The organism is Dokdonia sp. Asnod3-C12, from assembly GCF_045063975.1.
Lineage (GTDB): Bacteria > Bacteroidota > Bacteroidia > Flavobacteriales > Flavobacteriaceae > Dokdonia.
In genome coordinates this window covers 939,402-960,662 of the sequence record NZ_JBEFNY010000003.1, presented here as the reverse complement: position 1 = coordinate 960,662, position 21,261 = coordinate 939,402, and the positions used below count along the sequence as shown (strand labels likewise).

General features: G+C 37.6%; 16 protein-coding genes. 14 read left to right on the top strand and 2 right to left on the bottom strand.

Going from position 1 to position 21,261, the window contains the following annotated elements:
• The first annotated feature begins 139 nt into the window (after positions 1-139).
• From topA to ACJJVW_RS04425, 7 genes are all read left to right on the top strand, one after another.
• Positions 140-2,686 (top strand): type I DNA topoisomerase, encoded by a 2,547-nt coding sequence (topA, locus tag ACJJVW_RS04455; protein ID WP_379952781.1) that lies wholly within the window; start codon positions 140-142, stop codon positions 2,684-2,686.
• A gap of 3 nt (positions 2,687-2,689) precedes the next feature.
• Complete coding sequence (locus tag ACJJVW_RS04450; RefSeq protein ID WP_298330567.1) at positions 2,690-3,856, top strand: formimidoylglutamase; 1,167 nt, start codon at positions 2,690-2,692, stop codon at positions 3,854-3,856.
• A gap of 108 nt (positions 3,857-3,964) precedes the next feature.
• Positions 3,965-5,335, top strand: a complete 1,371-nt coding sequence (gene gldK / locus ACJJVW_RS04445) for a gliding motility lipoprotein GldK (RefSeq protein WP_405222675.1) — start codon at positions 3,965-3,967, stop codon at positions 5,333-5,335.
• 78 nt (positions 5,336-5,413) lie between these two features.
• The gene (gldL, locus tag ACJJVW_RS04440; RefSeq protein WP_339849787.1) at positions 5,414-6,049 is read left to right on the top strand and encodes a gliding motility protein GldL; all 636 of its coding nucleotides are present in this window, start codon (positions 5,414-5,416) and stop codon (positions 6,047-6,049) included.
• 47 nt (positions 6,050-6,096) lie between these two features.
• Positions 6,097-7,662 (top strand): gliding motility protein GldM, encoded by a 1,566-nt coding sequence (gene gldM, locus ACJJVW_RS04435; RefSeq protein ID WP_405250876.1) that lies wholly within the window; start codon positions 6,097-6,099, stop codon positions 7,660-7,662.
• A 13-nt stretch (positions 7,663-7,675) separates the two neighbouring features.
• On the top strand, positions 7,676-8,566 hold the full coding sequence (gene gldN, locus ACJJVW_RS04430; RefSeq protein WP_108877002.1) for a gliding motility protein GldN: 891 nt from the start codon (positions 7,676-7,678) through the stop codon (positions 8,564-8,566).
• Positions 8,567-8,695: 129 nt separating this feature from the next.
• The gene (locus tag ACJJVW_RS04425) at positions 8,696-9,754 is read left to right on the top strand and encodes an NAD(P)/FAD-dependent oxidoreductase (protein WP_405250875.1); all 1,059 of its coding nucleotides are present in this window, start codon (positions 8,696-8,698) and stop codon (positions 9,752-9,754) included.
• Between the two features lie 13 nt (positions 9,755-9,767).
• On the opposite strand, the gene ACJJVW_RS04420 is transcribed toward ACJJVW_RS04425, so the two are convergent.
• Positions 9,768-10,160 (bottom strand): DUF983 domain-containing protein, encoded by a 393-nt coding sequence (locus tag ACJJVW_RS04420; protein ID WP_298330548.1) that lies wholly within the window; start codon positions 10,158-10,160, stop codon positions 9,768-9,770.
• An 82-nt stretch (positions 10,161-10,242) separates the two neighbouring features.
• On the opposite strand from ACJJVW_RS04420, the gene ACJJVW_RS04415 reads away from it, so the two are divergent.
• From ACJJVW_RS04415 to ACJJVW_RS04385, 7 genes are all read left to right on the top strand, one after another.
• Positions 10,243-12,153, top strand: a complete 1,911-nt coding sequence (locus ACJJVW_RS04415) for an ABC-F family ATP-binding cassette domain-containing protein (protein WP_298330544.1) — start codon at positions 10,243-10,245, stop codon at positions 12,151-12,153.
• Between the two features lie 336 nt (positions 12,154-12,489).
• Positions 12,490-13,626: an efflux RND transporter periplasmic adaptor subunit gene (locus ACJJVW_RS04410; protein ID WP_144785050.1), complete on the top strand. Its 1,137-nt coding sequence runs from the start codon at positions 12,490-12,492 to the stop codon at positions 13,624-13,626.
• Between the two features lies 1 nt (position 13,627).
• Entirely contained in the window at positions 13,628-16,876 is a 3,249-nt protein-coding gene (locus tag ACJJVW_RS04405) for an efflux RND transporter permease subunit (protein ID WP_405250873.1), read from the top strand.
• A gap of 1 nt (position 16,877) precedes the next feature.
• Positions 16,878-17,561 (top strand): hypothetical protein, encoded by a 684-nt coding sequence (locus tag ACJJVW_RS04400; RefSeq protein WP_405250871.1) that lies wholly within the window; start codon positions 16,878-16,880, stop codon positions 17,559-17,561.
• Positions 17,561-18,895 carry a TolC family protein gene (locus tag ACJJVW_RS04395; protein WP_405250870.1) on the top strand — a complete coding sequence of 445 codons (1,335 nt, stop codon included), beginning with the start codon at positions 17,561-17,563 and terminating at the stop codon, positions 18,893-18,895. The genes ACJJVW_RS04400 and ACJJVW_RS04395 overlap by 1 nt, the downstream gene beginning before the upstream one ends.
• A gap of 51 nt (positions 18,896-18,946) precedes the next feature.
• Positions 18,947-19,126: a CPXCG motif-containing cysteine-rich protein gene (locus ACJJVW_RS04390; protein WP_013751183.1), complete on the top strand. Its 180-nt coding sequence runs from the start codon at positions 18,947-18,949 to the stop codon at positions 19,124-19,126.
• A 70-nt stretch (positions 19,127-19,196) separates the two neighbouring features.
• Positions 19,197-19,553 carry an STAS/SEC14 domain-containing protein gene (locus tag ACJJVW_RS04385; protein WP_405250869.1) on the top strand — a complete coding sequence of 119 codons (357 nt, stop codon included), beginning with the start codon at positions 19,197-19,199 and terminating at the stop codon, positions 19,551-19,553.
• A gap of 4 nt (positions 19,554-19,557) precedes the next feature.
• On the opposite strand, the gene ACJJVW_RS04380 is transcribed toward ACJJVW_RS04385, so the two are convergent.
• Positions 19,558-21,114 (bottom strand): hypothetical protein, encoded by a 1,557-nt coding sequence (locus ACJJVW_RS04380; protein WP_405250868.1) that lies wholly within the window; start codon positions 21,112-21,114, stop codon positions 19,558-19,560.
• Between the last annotated feature and the right edge of the window lie 147 nt (positions 21,115-21,261).

Genomic DNA, 21,261 nt, shown 5'->3' with positions numbered 1-21,261 from the left:
TACGCTTTCGCGAAAGCGTAATAACTCCATAAAACAGTGATTTGCGATGCTTCAAAAAGTGAAATATCACAGAAATAATGCCCTTGCGGATTGCGATATAAATAAAACATCTACTTTTGTACCCTGAAAAATAAGATGTATGGCAAAGAATCTCGTCATTGTGGAGTCACCTGCAAAGGCTAAAACAATAGAAAAATTTCTAGGCTCTGACTATAAAGTTGAGAGTAGTTTTGGACACATAGCAGACCTTCCCTCTAAGGAGTTAGGCGTTGATGTAGATGGAGATTTTACTCCTAAATATAAAGTCTCTGACGATAAGAAAAAGGTAGTAAAAAATCTAAAGTCACTAGCCGCAAAAGCCGATATGGTTTGGCTAGCAAGTGATGAGGATCGCGAGGGTGAGGCTATTGCATGGCACCTCGAGCAAGAGCTCGGGTTAACACCAGACCGTACTAAGCGTATTGTTTTTCACGAGATTACAAAAACTGCTATTTTAAGAGCAATCGATAATCCTCGCAAGATTGATTATGATCTTGTAAACGCACAACAAGCGCGTAGAGTTTTAGATAGACTTGTGGGTTACGAACTTTCGCCAGTATTATGGAGAAAGGTAAAAGGAGGACTTTCGGCAGGGCGAGTGCAATCTGTTTCTGTAAGACTTATTGTAGAGCGTGAGCGCGAGGTGTTAAACTTTGAAGCACAAGCTTCTTATAGAATAGACGCTGAGTTTACTACAGAAGATGGAAAATCTTTTAGAGCAAAACTTCCTAAAAACATTACTACTAAGAAAAAAGCACAAGAATTTCTTGAGAAAAACTTGAAGGCGACTTTTAAAGTAGATGCGCTTACAAAAAAGCCAGCCAAAAAATCACCAGCACCACCATTTACAACTTCTACATTGCAACAAGAAGCAAGTAGAAAGTTATACTTCTCTGTTAGTAAAACGATGAATATGGCGCAACGTCTCTATGAGGCAGGGCACATTACATATATGAGAACAGATAGTGTAAACTTATCTAAAGATGCAAAAGCCGGTGCTCAAGCAGAAATACTAGCTGCTTACGGTAAAGAATTTCATAAGGAACGTAACTATAAAGGGAAGTCAAAAGGAGCGCAAGAAGCTCACGAAGCGATACGCCCAACAGATTTTTCTAAGCATTCTGTAAATATGGAGCGTGATCAAATGCGTTTATACGATTTGATCTGGAAACGTGCCATTGCATCACAAATGAGTGAGGCGCAATTAGAGCGTACTAATGTGCAGATAGCTTCAAGTGCAGGAACAGATAACTTTACTGCAAATGGAGAGATTTTAAAATTTGAAGGATTCTTAAAGGTATACCTTGAAGGTCATGATGATGAAGATGAAGAAGAGACTGGATTACTTCCGGATCTTAAAACGGGAGAAACATTACTCAATTCTTACATTACCGCAACAGAGCGTTTTACAAGACCACCGTATAGATATACAGAAGCATCTCTAGTAAAGAAATTAGAGGAGCTTGGTATCGGTCGTCCGTCTACATATGCACCTACTATTACTACGATACAAAATCGTAAGTATGTGGAGAAGGGTACTGTAGATGGTAAAGAACGAGCGTATGATGTCTTGAGTCTCGAAAACAACGAGATAAAAGATAGAACCTTAACAGAGATGGTAGGTTCAGATAAAGGAAAGCTAGTTCCTACAGATGTGGGAATGGTAGTAAATGATTTCCTTGTACAGCACTTTGAAAATATTCTTGATTACAACTTTACAGCAAAAGTCGAAGCAGATTTTGATGATATTGCAGAGGGTAAGCAGGAGTGGACAAAGATGATGAAGGACTTTTACAAGGATTTCCATCCGCATGTAAAAGACGTAGAGAAAAATGCAGACCGTGAGGTAGGTGAGCGTATTTTAGGTAAAGACCCAGAAAGTGGTAAGCCGGTAAGTGTTCGTCTAGGGAAATTTGGACCTATGGTGCAAATAGGTTCTGTAGAAGATGAGGAAAAGCCACGTTTTGCAAGTTTAGGTCCAGATCAAACGCTGGCAAACCTGACTTATGAGCAAGCGATGGACTTGTTTAAACTGCCTAAAGATTTGGGTACATTTGAAGAAGAAGAAGTATCTGTAAATAATGGTCGTTTTGGTCCTTATGTGAAATTTGGGGCAACCTTTGTTTCATTACCTAAAGGTCGAGACCCTATGGATGTAGATCTTGATGAAGCTATTGTGTATATCAAAGAGAAGCAAAAGGCAGATGCTCCTATTTATACCTATGAAGACCTTCCAGTTCAAAAAGGAACAGGGCGTTTCGGGCCATTTATAAAATGGAACGGGATGTTTATTAACGTCAATAAGAAGTACGATTTTGATAATCTTTCTGACGATGATATTGTAGAGCTTATTGAAGTGAAGAAGCAGAAGGAAATTGATAAAGTACTTCAAGACTTCCCAGAAGAAGGTATACGTGTAGAAAAAGCAAGATGGGGTCGTTCTAATATTATTAAGGGAAAGACTAAAATTGAGCTAAGTAAGGATATAGACGCAGCAGCGTTAACCTTAGATGAAATCAAGGCGTACATAGAGAAAAAAGCACCTAAGAAAAAAGCAGCAGCAAAGAAGAAGGCTCCGGCCAAAAAGAAAGCTCCAGCAAAGAAAAAGGCGCCTGTAAAGAAAAAAACGACTGCAAAAAAGAAGTAATATATGGCCTTTGAGGTGCTAAGCCCTATACCAGAAATTGCGCTTGCGCATATACAATTACAACATCATCAATCACTAGGTAATAACATTAGATTACACAGTGAGGAGTTGGGGATGCCAGATCTAGAAGGTGTGCAAGTCGCTATTATTTGCTTGCGCGAAAACAGGCGTGATCAAAATAACCTCGGAGAATCATTATCATTTACAGAACTTAGGACCACTTTTTACGAACTTTTCCCTGGTAACTGGCACACAACAATTGCCGATTTGGGTGACATTCATGGAGGAGAAAGTGTAGATGATACCTATTTTGCCATCAGAACTGTCAACGAAACTCTTTTTAAGAAAGGAATTGTACCTATGTACATAGGAGGAAGCCAAGATTTGGTGTATCCTATTTACAGGTCTTATGATAAGTTGGATCAAATGGTAAATGTGGTGAATGTAGATAGTCGTTTTGACTTAGGAGATGCGAGCCAGCCTATCCATAATAAATCGTACGTAGGAAAGATTATCGTTGAGAAACCATATAACCTTTTCAACTATTCAAATATAGGGTATCAAACCTATTTTAATCCTCAGGAGGAAATAGATTTGATGGATAAGTTATACTTTGATAGTTACCGACTAGGAAATGTTTCGGCTATGATGAGTATTGTGGAGCCTGTAATGAGAGATGCAGATCTTGTTGCGATAGACTTAAATGCTGTGCGCAGTAGTGAGCTAAGTACTAGGTATAATAAAATGCCTAATGGGTTTGATGGCAAGGAGATATGTACTATTGCTCGATATGCAGGCATAAGCGATAAGGTGACTTCTTTTGGAGTTTTTGAATATAAGAATGACGCCCACGAGGAAAAAGCCGCGATGCTCGTTGCTCAAATGATGTGGTACTTTATTGAGGGAGTAAATTTTCGCGCAAGCGAAAACATGGATATTGAGAAAGGAAATTTTCTTACGTATCAAGTTCCAATTGAAGATGAAGTGTTAACATTTTATAAAAGCGAAAAAACAGCCAGATGGTGGATTGAGATTCCATTTATTATGGGCTTGAATAATAAATTAAAAAGGCACACGTTATTACCTTGCACATACCAAGATTATCTGGATGCTTGTAACCAAAACATCCCTGAGCGTTGGTTCAAGGCAAGGAAGAAAAACGAAATTTGACAATGTGTTTCAACGATGAAATGATTATTTTTGGCGAATAAATTGTTTATTACAAATAAAATAAATAGGTTTACGCCCTTAACTTTAGAATACTTAACCTAATATCCTATGAAAAAGTATATTGCATTTATTGCGATAGTAGCTTTGCTGTCTAGTTGTGGCAAAGGCGATCGAGGGGAACTCGTCGGTGCCAAAGGCAAGCGATGGAACCCTGAAAAACCTTATGGAATGACCCTCGTTTCTGGAGGTGCTTACATAATGGGTAAGAGTGATGATGACTTTGCTGCGGTAAATGACGCTCCTACTAAAACGGTTACTGTGCGCTCTTTCTACATGGACGAAACAGAAATCACTAACGAAGAATACAGACAGTTTGTAGAGTGGGTACGTGATTCTACAGTACGTACAAAACTTGCAATCCTTGCAGATGAGCTTGGGGAGACTCCTGGTAATGGTGGTATAGGTGAGTTTGCATTTAGCGATGCAGATCCTGAGAATATGACGCCTTACGAGCAATACATGTATGATAACTACTTCGGACTAGGAGAGACTGGTTTTGAAGGTCGTAAGCTTAATAAAGATCTTGATATCATTTGGGATACTTCAGAATATCCAGATGAGTATTATGCTGAGGTGATGGATACAATGTACATCCCTATGGAAGAGGCTTATAATGGACAGCGCACTATTGACGTTGATAAATTAGAATTCCGCTATACATATCTTGATATTCAAGAAGCAGCAAAGAAAAACGGCGGTCGTCGTAAAGATCATATCAAAACAGAAACAGTAAAAATCTATCCTGATACAACGGTTTGGATTAAAGATTTTGCATACTCATATAACGAGCCTATGCATAATGACTATTTCTGGCATGATGCATACGGAGAGTATCCGGTTGTTGGAGTTACATGGATGCAAGCAAAAGCTTTTTGTGAGTGGAGAACGATGTACAAGAACGCTCATCAGAAATCTAAGAAGAGACAATTTGTAAACCGTTTTAGACTTCCTGGTGAAGCAGAGTGGGAGTATGCCGCTCGTGGCGGACTAGAAAGTGGTGATTACCCTTGGGGTGGTCCATATGCTAAGAATGATAGAGGTTGCTTCCTTGCAAACTTTAAACCTTTAAGAGGGGATTATGGCGCAGATCAAGCGTTATACACAGTAGAAGCAGATGCTTACGAACCTAATGATTACAACCTGTACAACATGGCAGGAAATGTATCAGAGTGGGTGGCTTCTTCTTATGATCCAGCTTCTTATGAATATATGTCTACTATTAACCCTAACGTAAATGACAAAGACAATCGTCGTAAAGTTATACGTGGTGGTTCATGGAAAGATGTTGCTTACTTCCTACAGGTAAGCTCACGTGACTATGAGTATCAAGACTCTGCTCGTAGTTATATCGGTTTTAGAACCGTGCAGGACTTTATGGGTGTTGATGAAAAAATCAACCTTAGAAAGCCGAAGAAATAACGAATTGAATAATTCCCAAATTATAACAATTACTTAATCTAATTAACTTACTTAACTAAACTAAAAAACCTATTTAACATGGCTAAATCAAAAACTGGAAAGAAATTAATGAATATGGTCTACGGACTAGGAGCAGCAGTAGTAATTATTGGTGCTTTATTCAAAATAATGCACTGGCCTTTCGGTAACGAGATGCTTATTGTTGGTCTAATTACGGAGGCGGTAGTATTTGCTATTTCTGCATTTGAACCTGTGGATAATGAGCTTGATTGGGCATTAGTGTACCCAGAACTTGCGGGTGGTGCAAGTGGATCAAAGAAAAAAGCAGTAGCTCCTGTTGAAGCAGAAGCTCAATTATCTAAAAAATTAGATAACATGCTTAAAGAAGCAAAAATTGATTCTGAGCTTATGACAAGCTTAGGAACTAGCATCCGTAGCTTTGAAGGTGCTGCTAAAGGAATTGCACCTACAGCAGATGCAATGTCTTCTACTAAAAAATATTCTGAAGAGATGGCACTTGCTGCAGCTCAAATGGAGTCTTTAAATAGCCTTTACAAAGTACAGGTAGAGTCTTCTAGCCGTCAAGCAGAAATCAACGAGCAAGTAACTCAAAATGCTGGAAAGCTTAAAGATCAAATGGAGAGTCTTGCAACAAATCTTTCTTCGTTAAATGGAGTATATGGTGGAATGCTTTCTGCAATGAACAAAAACTAATTTTAGTTGTTTACACAATTAATAAACTAACAACTAAAATTTAAAAAATGGCAGGAGGAAAACAAAGCCCAAGGCAAAAGATGATTAACCTAATGTATTTAGTGTTTATAGCAATGCTAGCACTAAATATGTCTAAAGAGGTATTATCTGCTTTTGGTTCAATAAACGAAAAATTTGATCGTTCTAATGCGACGTTTGAAGCAAAAAATGATCTTGCACTAGCAGATATATCTAAGAAAGCAAATGAAAACGAAGAGTTTAAAGCAGCCGCTGCAACAGCAAAATCTGCTAAAGCTCTTGGAGATGAATATTTCGCATACTTAGCTTCTGAAAAAGCAGCACTTTTGGCTGAAGTAAAAGACCCTAAGGATTATGAAGCTATGGATAAGTCTAACTTTATCGATGAGCGTTATTATAAGGGAGGTAAAGTATCGCCAACTGGACAAGAATTTCTTGCAAAGATGGATGCTTACCGAGAAGGGATGTTGAAACTTGCAGGAGATAATGAAGCGCTTGCGGCGCAAATTCAAAGTGATTTTAGTACAGCTCCTATCGTCACAGGCGGAGAAGGAGATGGAGCAAAAGTTACTCAGGATTATTTATCTTATAACTACGTAGGATTTCCATCAGTATCTTCTTTAACTAAAATGTCTCAATTACAAAATGACATTAAAGTTGTTGAGAATGAATTATTGTCAAAATTACTTTCTGGTAATCTTAAAGAACTTGCTTCTTTAAACAACTACGAAACTGTAATGACAACTTCAAAAGGTGCTTATTACACAGGATCAACATTTGATGGTGTTCTTTCTTTAGGTCGTGTAGATTCTTCTACTAAGCCTTCTAGAGTGGAATTAAAATTAGATGGACGTGCAATCCCAGCTGATAAAGTTTCTTTTGATGGTGGTAAACTTGTTTTAGGAGTAAACACTGGAGGTGTAGGTGATCACAAAATTACGGGATCATTATTTTACCCTCAAGATGGTAAGGAAATCGAAGTTCCAGTTGAACAAGCTTTTACTACGATTAACAAGCCTAACTCTGCAACTATTGCTGCAGATAAGATGAATGTAGTATATCGTGGTGTTGCAAACCCAATGACGATATCTTTTGCTGGTGTGTCAGATAATGCAGTTTCTGCATCTGGAGTAGGTCTTTCTAAAAGATCTGGAACTAGCTATTCAATGACTCCTGGTCAAGGTCGTGAAGTAACGATTAATGTAACTGCAAAGCTTCCCGATGGAGGTAGTGCTTCTGATAAAGCTGTTTTCCGTATTAAAGACATTCCACGTCCAGTGGGAACTTTAGGAGGTGATGACGGTGGTAACTTAAAGAAGCCTAGAAATACAGTTGCAGCAGCGCCAATAGGAGCTAGTCTTCCAGATTTTGACTTTGATCTTAACTTAAGAGTTAATAGTTTCAAGTTTAGAGCAGGAGATGCGGCTACGGTTTCTGTACAAGGAAATAAGCTTAATGGAGCAGCACAATCTGCATTAAAGCGTGCAAAAAGAGGATCTACAGTACAGATCTTTGATATTAAAGCAAGTATACAAGGTAACTCAGGATATAGATTGAAGACAGTTTCTCCAATCATCATTGAGCTAGCAAACTAAAATAAAAGTAATTATGAGTCTTAAACGTTTAATTTTTGTTGCACTCGGTCTATTGATGGCAGTTCCAGCATTTGCACAAGGAAATATCCTTAATGCAAAAACGCCGGATGAAATGTTTGAAGTTACCGAAGAGCAAAAAGCAAAGGACAACGACAATCCATTGCCATATGGTTACGTAGAAAAGCGTGACGTATTATGGGCAAAAAACACTTGGGAGGTTGTTGATCTTGATGAGCGCGTAAATTTCCCTCTGTACTATCCTATTGATACCATCAATATGGGGTCAGATCGTCGTTCACTTTTTGATGTTCTTGTTAAGAATATTAAAAACGGAAAGATTGATGCTATTTACAGAGATTCATATTTTACAGAAAAAATTCAACTAGGAGATCTTTCTGCCGCAATGGTAAAGATTGATACTTCTGATGCTGGATATGATCAATTAAATGCTGGAGAATCGATTTCTGATTATAACATTGAACGTACAGAAATTACTGCTTATGATATCAACGCATACCACATACGTGGTTACTGGTATATCGACAAGCGTCAAGGAGAACTTAAGTACCGCTTGTTAGGTATTGCTCCAGTTTCTGGTGATGTAAACTTCTTAGACGATTCAAGTGCAGCAGATATTGAACTTTTTTGGATATGGTTTCCAGGAGCTCGTGAAGTATTGCACAATGCAAAAGCATTTAACCGTAAGAACACATCAATGCCTATATCATTTGACCACTTGTTAAATAGTAGACGTTTTAACGCGACTATTTATAAAGAGGATAACGTACAGGGTGACCGCAAGGTTAAGGAGTACATCAATGATAATTCAATGATGCAATTACTAGAGTCAGATCGTATCAAAGAACGTATTAGGGATATTGAACAAGATCTTTGGAATTACTAGATTAATTTCCAATTATGATATAAGCCACCTAAGCAATACGTTTAGGTGGCTTTTTTATTTTATAAATTTCAGACTTATAAATAGGAAGGCGATGCGCACTTTGTGAGCCTACTATTCTTGTATTTTTGTATGGTGAAAGAAGTAGATTATATTATCGTAGGTCTTGGACTGGCAGGCATCGCATTTTGTGAAGAGTGTGAGCGCAATGGGAAGAATTTTATTGTTATAGACAAAGGTACAGAAGGTGCTAGTCGCGTAGCAGCTGGTTTATACAACCCAGTTATATTAAAACGTTACTCTCTGCCCTGGAAAGCCATTGAGCAGTTTGATCTTGCAATCCCTTATTTTAGAACTTTAGAAAAGAAACTTGGCGAGTCATTCATGTCTGAATTACCCGTGCGCAAAGTATTCCACTCTATCGAAGATCAAAATAATTGGTTTACGGCAAGTGATAAGCCTGGGTTGGATCGGTTTGTGAAAACTGCGATAGTAAAGGAGGAGCGTGAAGAGATTTCGGCGCCATTTCATTATGGAGAAGTGCTGGAGACAGGTAGGGTTGCAATCACAAAACTTCAATCCTCTTATGAGCAATACCTTGCTGGTAAGTCCGCTTTCGCGAAAGCGGTATTTGATTATGACTTATTACAATTGCAAGAATCATCAGTAACCTATGATGGTTACAAAGCCTCTCGAATTGTTTTTGCAGAAGGTTATGGAGTGAAGCAAAATCCTTACTTCGGGAAATTGCCATTAGTTGGTAATAAGGGAGAATACATAATTATCAGTGCTCCACAATTACAATTAAATGCAGCAATAAAATCTTCATTCTTTATCGTTCCTTTAGGAAACGATCTTTATAAAGTTGGTGCGACTTATGATTGGACAGATAAAGATTGGGAAACTACAACAGAAGCTCGTGAAGAGCTTTTAGAGAAGCTTGACGCACTAATTAATGTTACCTATGAAGTTGTCGATCAAGAGGCGGGTGTGCGTCCTACAACCGGTGATAGAAGGCCGCTGCTTGGTGTTCACCCTATCTACAATCAGCTAGCAATATTAAATGGATTAGGCACAAGAGGAATCATGGCAGGGCCATTACTTGCAAAGTATCTCTATAACTTTTTAGAATATCAAGAAGCACTTCCTGCAGAAGTGGATGTGATGCGTTTCCCTAAAAAATTCAGGTAGTCGGTTTTGGTAATTAGCTTGACAGTTGATCTTTGGCTGGGTCATACTTCATGAAGAAATTGATCCATATGTTGCGGGATAGTCTCATAATTACAGGCATGAAAACAATCATGGTTCCTACAATTGCTATAAAAGAATTTACAAGATTTGCCTCAAAAAACAGGTAAGTTATGACAAAGGCAGCCGTTGCAAAAGCAATCCCTACTGGATAGCTCACATACATAGCGCCATAAAAGAAAGAAGGTTCTATCTTATATTTTGTGTCACAATGAGAACAACGCTCATGCATTTTAAGCGTTTGTGATAGTATATATGGATTTGGGTTTTTGTACATGGACTCATTATGGCAAACAGGACATTTACCATTAATAATGCTGTTAAGTTTAGTGCCTTTTAGAATTCCCATAATCTCCTTGGTTTATGAGTACAAATTTAAGCATCTTTGCAGTCCTCAAACTTTATAAATCATAATATTTACTTATCTCCTTATGCTTAATATTCATAACCTTTCTGTCTCATTTCAAGGCGAATATCTTTTTGAAGAAATCACCTTCCGTCTTAATGGAGGAGATCGTGTAGGACTTGTAGGTAAAAATGGTGCTGGAAAGTCTACCATGTTGCGCATTATTTCTGGTGAGCAACCTTATGATACTGGATCTATAGCTATCGAGAAAGAGATAAGTATAGGTTTTTTAAAGCAGGATATTGACTTTGTAGAAGGAAGAACTGTTCTTCAAGAGTCTTATGAAGCTTTTAAGGAAATTAAAGAACTAGAGGGTAAACTTGATGAGATTAATAGTCAGCTAGCTACTCGTACAGATTATGAGAGTGAAGGATATAACCAGTTAATGATTGACATTAACGATGTGCAACATCAATATGAGGTGCATGGAGGTTATAACTATAAAGGAGAGACAGAACGTATACTCCAGGGACTAGGTTTTAAGCGCGAAGATTTTGATAAGCTCACAGATACATTTTCTGGAGGATGGCGCATGCGTATCGAGCTTGCAAAGCTATTGCTTCAAAACCATGATATATTATTGCTCGATGAGCCTACAAACCACTTAGATATTGAATCTATTATATGGCTTGAGACCTTCTTAAAAGGATATTCTGGAGCTGTGGCAATTGTATCGCACGATAAAATGTTCTTAGATAATGTTACAAATCGAACTATTGAGATTTCTTTAGGTCGTATTTATGATTATCCAAAGCCCTATACAGAATATCTAGTATTACGCAGTGAGTTAAGAGAGCAGCAGCTTGCTTCTCAAAAAAACCAGCAAAAGCAAATAGAGCAAACGGAGAAACTCATCGAGAAATTCCGTGCGAAAGCATCTAAGGCTACTATGGCGCAATCACTTATCAAAAAGCTTGATAAGATAGATCGTATTGAGGTAGATGAGGATGACAATAGCGTGATGACATTAAAATTTCCTGTATCTGTTACTCCGGGCAAAGTGGTAGTAGAGGCAAACGATGTTGAGAAAAGCTATGGAGATAAAACAGTACTGCAAGGGATAGATTTACTTGTAGAACGCAATACAAAGACTGCCTTTGTGGGTCAAAATGGTCAAGGTAAATCTACACTTGCCAAAATTATAGTAGGAGAACTAGCGCATGAAGGTAATGTAAAGCTAGGGCACAATGTGCAAATAGGATACTTTGCTCAAAATCAAGCAGAATACCTAGACGGATCAAAAACCGTAGAGGAAACAATGATTGATGCGGCAGATGAGCGCACAAGACCGCTTGTGCGTAATATTCTGGGTTCTTTTCTCTTTAGAGGAGAGGAAGTAGATAAATATGTGCGCGTACTTTCTGGAGGTGAGCGTAACAGGCTTGCACTGGCAAAATTGATGTTACAGCCTTTTAATGTGCTTGTGATGGATGAGCCTACTAACCACCTCGACATAAAATCTAAGAATGTTTTAAAGGATAGTCTTAAGCAGTTTGAAGGAACACTTATTGTTGTATCTCACGATCGTGATTTCTTGCAAGGACTCACAGATCGCGTTTATGAATTTAAAGACCACCGCATACGTGAGTTTCTAGGTGATGTAGATTATTATCTTGAACAGCGCGAGGTGACAAACTTACGCGAGATAGAAAAGAGAGACGTCATCAAAAAAGAAGCTCCAGTAAAAAGTTCAAAAAAATCATACGAAGATCAGAAGAAGCTCAAGTCACTTAATAATAGGTTGAGTAAGGTGGAGTCTAATATCAATAAGCTTGAAAGGGAAGTAAAGCAACTTGACGCAGAGCTAGCAACTAATTATGATGAGACAGTGGCAAAGCCAGACTTCTTTGATAATTACAATGGTAAGAAAAAGAAGCTAGATGGATATATGGAAGATTGGGGCAAAATCACTGAAGAGCTAGATGCTTTGAATTAAAATTTTAGTTGCGCTTTCGTGAAAGCGTACTTATAACACTACATAACTCATAAACACCACTATTTAAGTGGGGTTTTGTTTTTAAAGAGCATTTTTTTAAAGATGTTGTCTGATGTTATTTGGTTTTTGTTAAGAATGAGAGCGTTAGGGTTGAGAAGTCGCTTCTAGACTCTTCATGTTGTATCCGCTATGGAATCAGTATTTTAGGTGTTACTAGTTCTTTTTGCCGTTTAACGAGCTGTTAGATTTTTTAAGACATCGTTAACAACTGTCGCGCCTTGACATGGTTAGCTTTGCGTATTGATCATTAGGTCATTTTCAACCAAAAAAATTACGATGCGTAAAATCATCCTTTCTCTATTAGGAGTAGTACTCATAATAGGCGCTTTCTTTGCTTCTGAGGCAATTGTTGCTAGTAACCAACGTACACGACCAAAACCAGAAAAGGTGGTTAAAACAGTCTTTGTAGAAGACGTTGTTAATGGTGTTGTGCCTATAGAGATTTCGGCTAATGGTAATCTTGTAGCACAGCGCAGGCTAGAGGTGTTCTCAGAGGTGCAAGGTATATTGCAAAAGGGCAGCAAACTTTTTAAGCCTGGTCAAACCTATAGAAGAGGAGAAACCATATTACGTTTAAATAGTGCAGAATATTATGCATCTGTGCAATCACAAAAAAGTGCCTTGTTTAATCAAATAACGGCTATCATGCCAGATTTGAGATTAGACTATCCAGAGGCTTACCCTAAGTGGCAGAAGTATATCAATAACTTCGATGTAAATAAATCTACTCCTGCACTTCCCGAAATTACTTCAGAAAAGGAAGGTTATTTTATCTCAGGGCGTAACATTCAGACTTCTTACTACAATGTAAAGAACCTCGAGCAACGACTTGGGAAGTACAATATAGTAGCACCTTTTACAGGAATACTAACCGAGGCATTGGTTACTGAGGGAACTTTAGTGCGCCCAGGCCAAAAACTAGGTGAATTTATTGACACAAGTGTTTATGAGCTTGAAGTTGCAATAAGTAAGAATTATGCAGACTTGCTTAAAGTAGGCAATGAAGTAGCCCTTACAACGATAGATGGAGACCAATCGTACACTGGGAAGGTGACAAGAGTAAACGGTAATATAGATCAAGCTTCACAAACTATAAATGCATACATAGAGGTAAAGGACAGTGCGCTTAGAGAAGGTGTTTATCTTGAGGCTGTGCTCCAAGCTAAAGAGGAGACAGATGCGATTGCAATAGCAAGAGGATTGTTGCAGCCAAATAATCAAGTTTTTACTGTAAGAGATTCAATTCTTGACATTATCGATGTAAAACCAGTATACTTCTCAGATAAAGAAGTCGTTGTAAAAGGAGTGCCTAATGGGACAAAGTTAGTAAGCAAGCCAGTTCCAGGAGCATATGCAGGTATGCTTGTAAAAATATACCAAGAGAAAGATTCATCACAAGCACCAGCAGAGTAAGATGCGTAAAATTATAGAGTACTTCATAAAGTACCACGTAGCCGTAAACGTAGTGGTATTAATGTTTGTGGTTTTTGGAATATTTGGAGCCTTATCATTAAAGTCTTCATTCTTTCCACTTGTAGATTCAAAAAATATAAACATTACCGTTGTTTACCCTGGAGCATCTCCTCAGGAAGTTGAAGAAGGTATTGTACTTAAAATAGAAGATAACCTTAAAGGCTTAGACGGTGTAGAGCGTGTAACTTCTACTTCAAGAGAGAATAGCGGAAATATAAATGTAGAGATTGAAAAAGGGAAGGATATCGATTTTATGCTTCTTGAAGTTAAGAATGCTGTAGATCGAGTGCCATCATTTCCTTCTGGTATGGAGCCACTAGTAGTGGCAAAACAAGAAGCGATACGCCAGACTATATCTTTTTCTATAAGTGGAGAAGATGTGACCCTAGCTACGCTTAAACAGATAGGGAGGCAGGTTGAGAATGATCTAAGAGCAATTGAGGGTATCTCACAAATAAACGTATCAGGTTATCCTGATGAGGAAATCGAAATTGCCGTAAACGAAAATAGCTTGCTAGCTTATAATCTGTCGTTTGCAGATGTTTCTCAAGCTGTAAGTAGATCAAATATTCTTACTACGGGAGGATCCATAAAAACAGAAGCAGAGGAGTATCTCATAAGAGCAAATAACAGGGCTTATTATGGCGACGAACTCTCTAATGTGATTGTAAGATCTGACGCTAGCGGAAGAACGATACGTCTTAAAGATGTTGCAACCGTAAGAGACCGTTTTTCTGAAACACCTAATGCAAATTACTTCAATGGAAATCTTGCTGTAAATGTATCTATTACCTCTACAAACACAGAAGATCTCATAGGTGCTGCAGAGAAAGCAAAAGAGTACATCGCAGATTTTAATGACAAATACAACAACGTGCAACTTGCCGTTGTAAATGACTTATCTATAACACTTGTACAGCGTACTGCCTTACTTACAGAGAATGCGGTTGTAGGGATGATACTAGTACTTATATTTCTCTCATTATTTTTAAATACACGTCTTGCATTTTGGGTAGCCTTTGGACTTCCAGTGGCTTTTTTAGGAATGTTTATGCTTGCGGGATATTTTAATGTAACCATAAACGTGCTATCATTATTTGGGATGATTATCGTTATTGGTATTCTAGTAGATGATGGTATTGTAATTGCCGAAAATATCTATCAGCATTATGAACGTGGCAAATCACCAGTGCAAGCTGCGGTAGATGGTACGATGGAAGTATTACCTCCTATTATTTCGGCGATATTAACGACTATTCTTGCTTTTGGTATTTTCTTATTCTTAGATGGTAGAATAGGGGAGTTTTTTGGAGAGGTTTCTGTAATAGTTATGCTTACCCTAGCGGTATCATTAGTAGAGGCTCTTATTATCCTTCCAGCGCACCTTGCGCACTCTAAGGCTTTGAAAAAGCAAGATAACCGCCCTAAAAAAGGAATTGCAAATTTATTTTCAAAGCTGCGATATGTCAATGAGTTTGGTGATCGTATAATGGTATGGTTACGTGATAAAGTGTATAGCCCTACTTTGCGTTTTGCACTTGATTATAAGTTTTTGATGTTCTCCTTCTTCATCGTTTTTATCTTATTGACTTCAGGGAGTTTTCAAGCTGGGATCATAAGAGGAGCATTCTTTCCTAACGTTGCAAGTGATAATGTGCGTATAACACTCAACATGCCTAACGGTACAAATGCGGGTGTTACAGATAGTATTATCTCTATGATTGAAATGAGAGCTGTCGAAGTAAACAAAGAGCTTTCAGAAAAATATAAAAGCGAGATAGACGGACCTTTGTTTGAGAATATCATCAAAACTTTAGGTCCTGGAACTTCTACAGCTACATTGAGTGTAAACTTACTACCTGGTGAGGAAAGGCCTAACGATATTACTTCCATTCTAGTGGGTAATATGATTCGTGAGAAAGTAGGCCCAGTAATAGGAAATGAAAGTCTCGTGTATGGTGGTGGAGGAAACTTTGGAGGAAGTCCAGTAGCAGTTTCTTTACTTGGAAATAATATTGCAGAGCTTAAAGCAGCAAAGGCAGAATTAAAACAATCTCTTGAGTCCAATCCTGTACTCAAGGATATTACAGATAATGATCCAGCAGGAATTAAGGAAATAAGACTTCAGCTTAACGAGTCTGCTTATGCGCTTGGTCTCAACTTACAAACAGTAATGACGCAAGTGCGCGCAGGATTCTTTGGGTCACAAGCGCAGCGTTTTCAAAGAGGGCAAGATGAAATAAGAGTGTGGGTACGCTATGATCGTGATAATAGATCTTCTATTACAAATCTTGATGATATGCGTATACTTACTCCTAGTGGATCAAAAGTGCCACTCAATGAGATTGCAAGTTATACCATAGAAAGAGGAGATGTTGCTGTTAATCACCTAGAAGGAAGGAGAGAGATACAAATACTTGCAGATCTTAAGAACCCGAAAGAGGTAAGTGCTACAGATGTTATGGCAGATTTACAGTCTAACGTAATGCCAGACATTTTATCAAAGTACCCTACGGTAACACCATCTTATGAAGGTCAGAATAGAGAAGCGGGTAAATTAACAGGATCTTTAAAGCCTGTAGGACTCACTGTACTCGCGCTTATTTACATTGTGATTGCATTTACTTTTAGAAGTTATAGTCAGCCATTAATGTTATTGCTCTTGATTCCTTTAAGTCTTCCTGCAGTAGCGTGGGGACACTGGATACACGATTTCCCACTTAATATTTTATCTATGTTAGGTATTATCGCGCTCGTAGGAATTATGGTGAATGATGGCCTCGTATTGATAGGTAAGTTTAATACAAACCTTAGAGAGGGGATGACTTTTGATGATGCTATTTTTGATGCTGGGCGTTCACGTTTTAGAGCAATATTCTTGACATCTATAACAACGATAGCAGGACTTGCACCGCTTATTTTTGAAGAAAGTAGACAAGCACAATTCTTAATACCAATGGCGATTTCTATTGCTTATGGAATTGGTTTTGCCACGATACTTACCCTTGTGATGTTACCTATCTTTCTTTCCTTTAGTAACTGGGCAAAGACTACAACAGATAGATTAATTATGGGGCGTAAAACTCCTAGAGAAAATCAAGAGCGAGCAGTAAAAGAGATGGAAGAAGAGGCAGAGAATGATGCTCAAGAAGATTACGCAGCTTTACCACATAATACAGACATCGTTTAATATGAATTTGTATAAAAATCATACCCACCGTGAGATACTAGCTGTGCTAGAGCAAAGCGATAAACTTACGTACGAGGCAAAGCTCAACTTGCTTAACGAGATTGACAAGCGTTCTATAGCCGTACCTACAGATGAGCTACAGTCACAAATCAATCAAAAAGAGGTTGCAATAAATAACCTTGACTACTTAAAGGATATTGGTTTCATGTATACGATGGACGAAAATACAGGCACCATCACCATACGCAGAGCTTCTGGAGCAAAGTTAATGGACATAGCAGCTGTTGTTGTAGGAGTGATTTTATCACTTGTAGGGCTCATTCATTGCTGGTTGTTACTTGCTATTTTTACTGGAAGTAATGAATTTACGCTCACAAAACTATTTACCTACGTATTCATGATAAGTTTGGGTCTCATAGGCTTTAAAATGCTAGGAGGTATTAATCGTTTCTTAGATTATAACTCATTTTTATTTGTACAACAGCGAGACACTGTAACGATCAAAAAAGGTGATATTAAGGATGAGCAAACATTTAATACAGCCGATTTAAAACTAGAAGAAGAAGGTGAAGATGAGCTTATTTTAAGTGCAGGTGAGATTGAGATTATGCGTACTTCACCACACAATTTAGTTCAAAAACTCACGATGGAAGCGCTATTGCATAACATTTTAAGGAATCAATAATGAAACTTTCAGTACAAAATATAGCAGTATTTCTTTTATTGTTCGCTTTCGCGAAAGCGTACTCTCAAGAAACTCCAACTTCTTTACTTACTAAGGAAGAGGCGATACGTACTATGCTTGAGAATAATTTCGGGATTCTACTTGCCAATAATCAAGTTGCGGTTGCCGAAAATAATACAGGGATTTTAAATACAGGATATTTACCTACGATAAGCACTACAGCGGGTATAAATTATAATGTAGATAATCAAGAAGCTACTTTTCAAGATGGTACATCAAGATCTGTAAATGGAGCAGAGACGACAAGGTACAACGCATCTGTAAATCTAGATTATACACTTTTTGATGGCTTAGGGAGGTATTATAACTACAAGAGTCTTAAGGAACAATATGGCTTATCTAAGCTGCAGGCTAGAGAGACAATTGAGAATGTGATGGTGCAACTCTTTACAGTGTATTATGAAGTTGCACGTGTTGAAGAAAATCTGGGTGTGCTAGAAAATGCACTTGAAATTTCAAAAGAACGTGAGCTTAGAGCGCAATATCAATTTGATTACGGGCAAGTAAATAAGCTTGAGGTCCTCAATGCGCAAGTAGATATCGTAACCGATAGTACAAATATCCTTAACGCAGGACAGCAGCTGCGCAATGCACAGCGTGATCTTAATGTGGTGCTTGCAAGAGAGCTAGAAGACCTGAAGGTGGCAGATACTACAGTTGCTTTTATAAACCCTATAAGCATAGAAGAGTATATTAATGAAGTGACTGTAAATAACATTTCGCTTTTACAATCAGAACAAAATATAATCATTAGTGATTACCAGATAAAGCAGGCTAAATCACTTTTACTTCCTACAGTAGGAATAACAGGAAGCTATGGATGGAATGAAGGGAATTTTCCTGCGACTAACTTTCTTGCTTCAAGTACATCTACTGGTTTTCAAACGGGAGCAACCTTACGATGGAATTTATTTGATGGAGGTAGTTCTATAGTAGGCATTAAGAATGCTAAAATAGCACTTGACAGCCAAGAGTATATCAAAGAGCAACTCAAGCAACAAGTAGAACGTGATATTTCAAATGCAAAAGGCAACTATTATAATGCACTTGCGATCTATAACTTACAAGAACAGAATGTAATTACGAGTAAAGCAAACTTTGATAGGTCTGAGGAACGTTTTAAGTTAGGTCAAATTACTAGTATAGAATTCCGTCAGGCGCAATTAAATCTTCTTAATGCGCAAACTACCAAGAACGCAGCAAAGTATACTGCAAAGCTTGCAGAGATACAATTATTACAGCTTACAGGTCAATTACTTAATGTAGATTTTTAATACGTAGGTGGCGCTTTCGCGAAAGCGTACTCCTCTATAAATTAGATCATCATGTACGAACATTTTTTTCAATGCCCATACTGTTGGGAAGAGATTTCTATGCTCTTAGATCCATCCATAAGTAGTGTTTATGTAGAAGATTGTGAGGTGTGCTGTAACCCCATTGAACTACAAGTGGGTTTTGAGGATGGAACCTTAACTTCATTCTCAGCCATAGATATTGAACAATAGACTATTTTCTTACAATACGTTTTTACTTTTCCATTCATAAAAGATTTATCTTTCTATTAATAAATTCTTCATGATTATAGAACTTAATATCGCAGATGACACTCTAGGCTTTGTTTATGAAAACAAAATAGCTCAAGATGGTGTTAATCAAGTTAAGGCGGCGATAGAGAAAAAGCTTGAAAGTCACGATAAAATCAATATCTACCTTGAGGAAGACGATGTGGATGAGATTGAAATAAGAGCATTTATTGATCATACATTTTTTGATATTTCTTATGCTAAGCGTATCAATAGATTAGTGATTGTATCTAACAGATCGTGGATACGCCGAGTAGTGCGTCTCAAGGATTTATTAATGACCTCAGACGTAGAGGCTTTCTCGTCAAAAAAACGTGTAGATGCTTTGTGCTGGGTTATGAAAAAATAAGAGTTTACCCTTTTCCTGCTAGTGTTGCGATTAAACCAGACTTGAGGTTAAGCCAAAGATAATTGAAGAATGACTTCGTTGTGTCTCTTTCTGTCTCACCAGAGCCTTCTCTAAAATCTGTAGATTTGTCATCACTATCTTCTTTAATAAACAGGTTTACAACCTTAGATAGTAACTTGTTAATGCCTTTTCCTCTTTTGCGCATTATTTCAATCTCAAAATCGTCATATTGCATGCGCATATCTATGGTAGACTTACTAGCATTACCGTCTATAGTAAAGTAGGTTTGATAAGTTTCTCCAGTAAGCTTTATGTTGAGATTAGGAGCGGTAAATTGATTCATCTGTTCTCCTAGTAATTTGCCCATACTTCCTTTAAATAGAAACAGATCATTTTTATCATTTACATCAAAAGACCAATCTACTTCAATAGGAGTGTTATCCATAAAAGTAGCGGTGAGTTTTAAGGCTGTTTTATCTCCAGCGGGATATGTGTTTCCTAGTTTGTTTATAGATGCATTAAGAGCAGAAAATTCAATGCGCCCTCCTTGATTATCATCCTTTAATTTTTCTTGATAAACAATACTACCATCTTTAATAGTAACATCATCTACTAGGAGGTTAATAGGAGCATCCCTGAGCATCTTACTATAAAGAGGCTTGTAACTATTATCGTCAGTAACTAGCTTGTCTCTATAAACCTCTAAAGTAGGCTTGCTAATGGTAATTGAGTTAGCTCCTGCAAATAACTCACTATTTTCAAATCCAAAAGTGGGATTGTCTATTTCAATCGCTGCTATCGCTAGATTAAAATGATCTCTTTCTACTGGGATTACATTCGAGAGGTCAGCCTTACTGTATTTTGTTTTCAGTGTGATATTGTTGAAACGTCCTTTTCTATCAGTTATGGTAAAATCGTCAAGAGTGAGTCGTTCGTAGTTGCCTACTTTTAGAGATATATCAGAACCATTAGCATTGTAGTCGGAGTAATCCAGAGGTAGCTTTCTGGTTAACGTCTTACTATCTATATAGATGTCGTCTATTTCTAAAGTGATATCTGCTACGCTAACGGATATTGAATCTTTCGTTCCGTCATAAATCATTAAGGAAGCATTATCTATACTTAATTCTTCAACCAAGATAGGTTTAAAAACTTTGGCAAGAGGTTTTCTTACCGTGTCTGTTGATTTCTTGAATTTATGCTTGCTGTAAGTAATTGCTGCATCGTTGAGTTTTATATCTTCTATTCTAATTTCTTTACGAACTAGATAGCTCCAGTAGCTCACATCTTCAATTGTAAATGAGTTTGCCTTAACAATTGTGTGCGTTATAGTATCCGTTTTGTTCTGAATATGCACTTTTGGATCTATAATAGTGATGGTTCCAGAGAAGCTTTTTAGATTTATATCGCTATATGAGACAGTAAAATGATCAGGAAGTCGATTTTTTAGAAAAAATTCTGCTTTATTTTTTACTGCACGATTTATTAGAAGTTGAGCTGTAAAAAGTGCTAGTATAAAGATTACCAGCGAGATGAGAATCGTTCTTGTTTTTTTATTCATAGGTTAAATATAGTGTGCAGTAATCGCTGAGAAAAAAGTTTGTGATTTCTTGTTAAATATGCCCTTTGTGATTTGGTAATAAGGAAAAGTTTGTTGTATATTTGCACTCCAATTAACGCAGTACTGATGGCCTAATCAAGAAACGTG

Coding starts and splice junctions, on each gene's coding strand:
- topA (WP_379952781.1), top strand. CDS start 140: ATGGCAAAGAATCTCGTCATTGTGGAGTCACCTGCAAAGGCTAAAACA.
- ACJJVW_RS04420 (WP_298330548.1), bottom strand. CDS start 10,160: ATGGGAATTCTAAAAGGCACTAAACTTAACAGCATTATTAATGGTAAA.
- ACJJVW_RS04380 (WP_405250868.1), bottom strand. CDS start 21,114: ATGAATAAAAAAACAAGAACGATTCTCATCTCGCTGGTAATCTTTATA.
- ACJJVW_RS04450 (WP_298330567.1), top strand. CDS start 2,690: ATGGCCTTTGAGGTGCTAAGCCCTATACCAGAAATTGCGCTTGCGCAT.
- ACJJVW_RS04395 (WP_405250870.1), top strand. CDS start 17,561: ATGAAACTTTCAGTACAAAATATAGCAGTATTTCTTTTATTGTTCGCT.
- gldN (WP_108877002.1), top strand. CDS start 7,676: ATGAGTCTTAAACGTTTAATTTTTGTTGCACTCGGTCTATTGATGGCA.
- ACJJVW_RS04390 (WP_013751183.1), top strand. CDS start 18,947: ATGTACGAACATTTTTTTCAATGCCCATACTGTTGGGAAGAGATTTCT.
- gldL (WP_339849787.1), top strand. CDS start 5,414: ATGGCTAAATCAAAAACTGGAAAGAAATTAATGAATATGGTCTACGGA.
- gldK (WP_405222675.1), top strand. CDS start 3,965: ATGAAAAAGTATATTGCATTTATTGCGATAGTAGCTTTGCTGTCTAGT.
- ACJJVW_RS04400 (WP_405250871.1), top strand. CDS start 16,878: ATGAATTTGTATAAAAATCATACCCACCGTGAGATACTAGCTGTGCTA.
- ACJJVW_RS04385 (WP_405250869.1), top strand. CDS start 19,197: ATGATTATAGAACTTAATATCGCAGATGACACTCTAGGCTTTGTTTAT.
- ACJJVW_RS04425 (WP_405250875.1), top strand. CDS start 8,696: ATGGTGAAAGAAGTAGATTATATTATCGTAGGTCTTGGACTGGCAGGC.
- gldM (WP_405250876.1), top strand. CDS start 6,097: ATGGCAGGAGGAAAACAAAGCCCAAGGCAAAAGATGATTAACCTAATG.
- ACJJVW_RS04405 (WP_405250873.1), top strand. CDS start 13,628: ATGCGTAAAATTATAGAGTACTTCATAAAGTACCACGTAGCCGTAAAC.
- ACJJVW_RS04415 (WP_298330544.1), top strand. CDS start 10,243: ATGCTTAATATTCATAACCTTTCTGTCTCATTTCAAGGCGAATATCTT.
- ACJJVW_RS04410 (WP_144785050.1), top strand. CDS start 12,490: ATGCGTAAAATCATCCTTTCTCTATTAGGAGTAGTACTCATAATAGGC.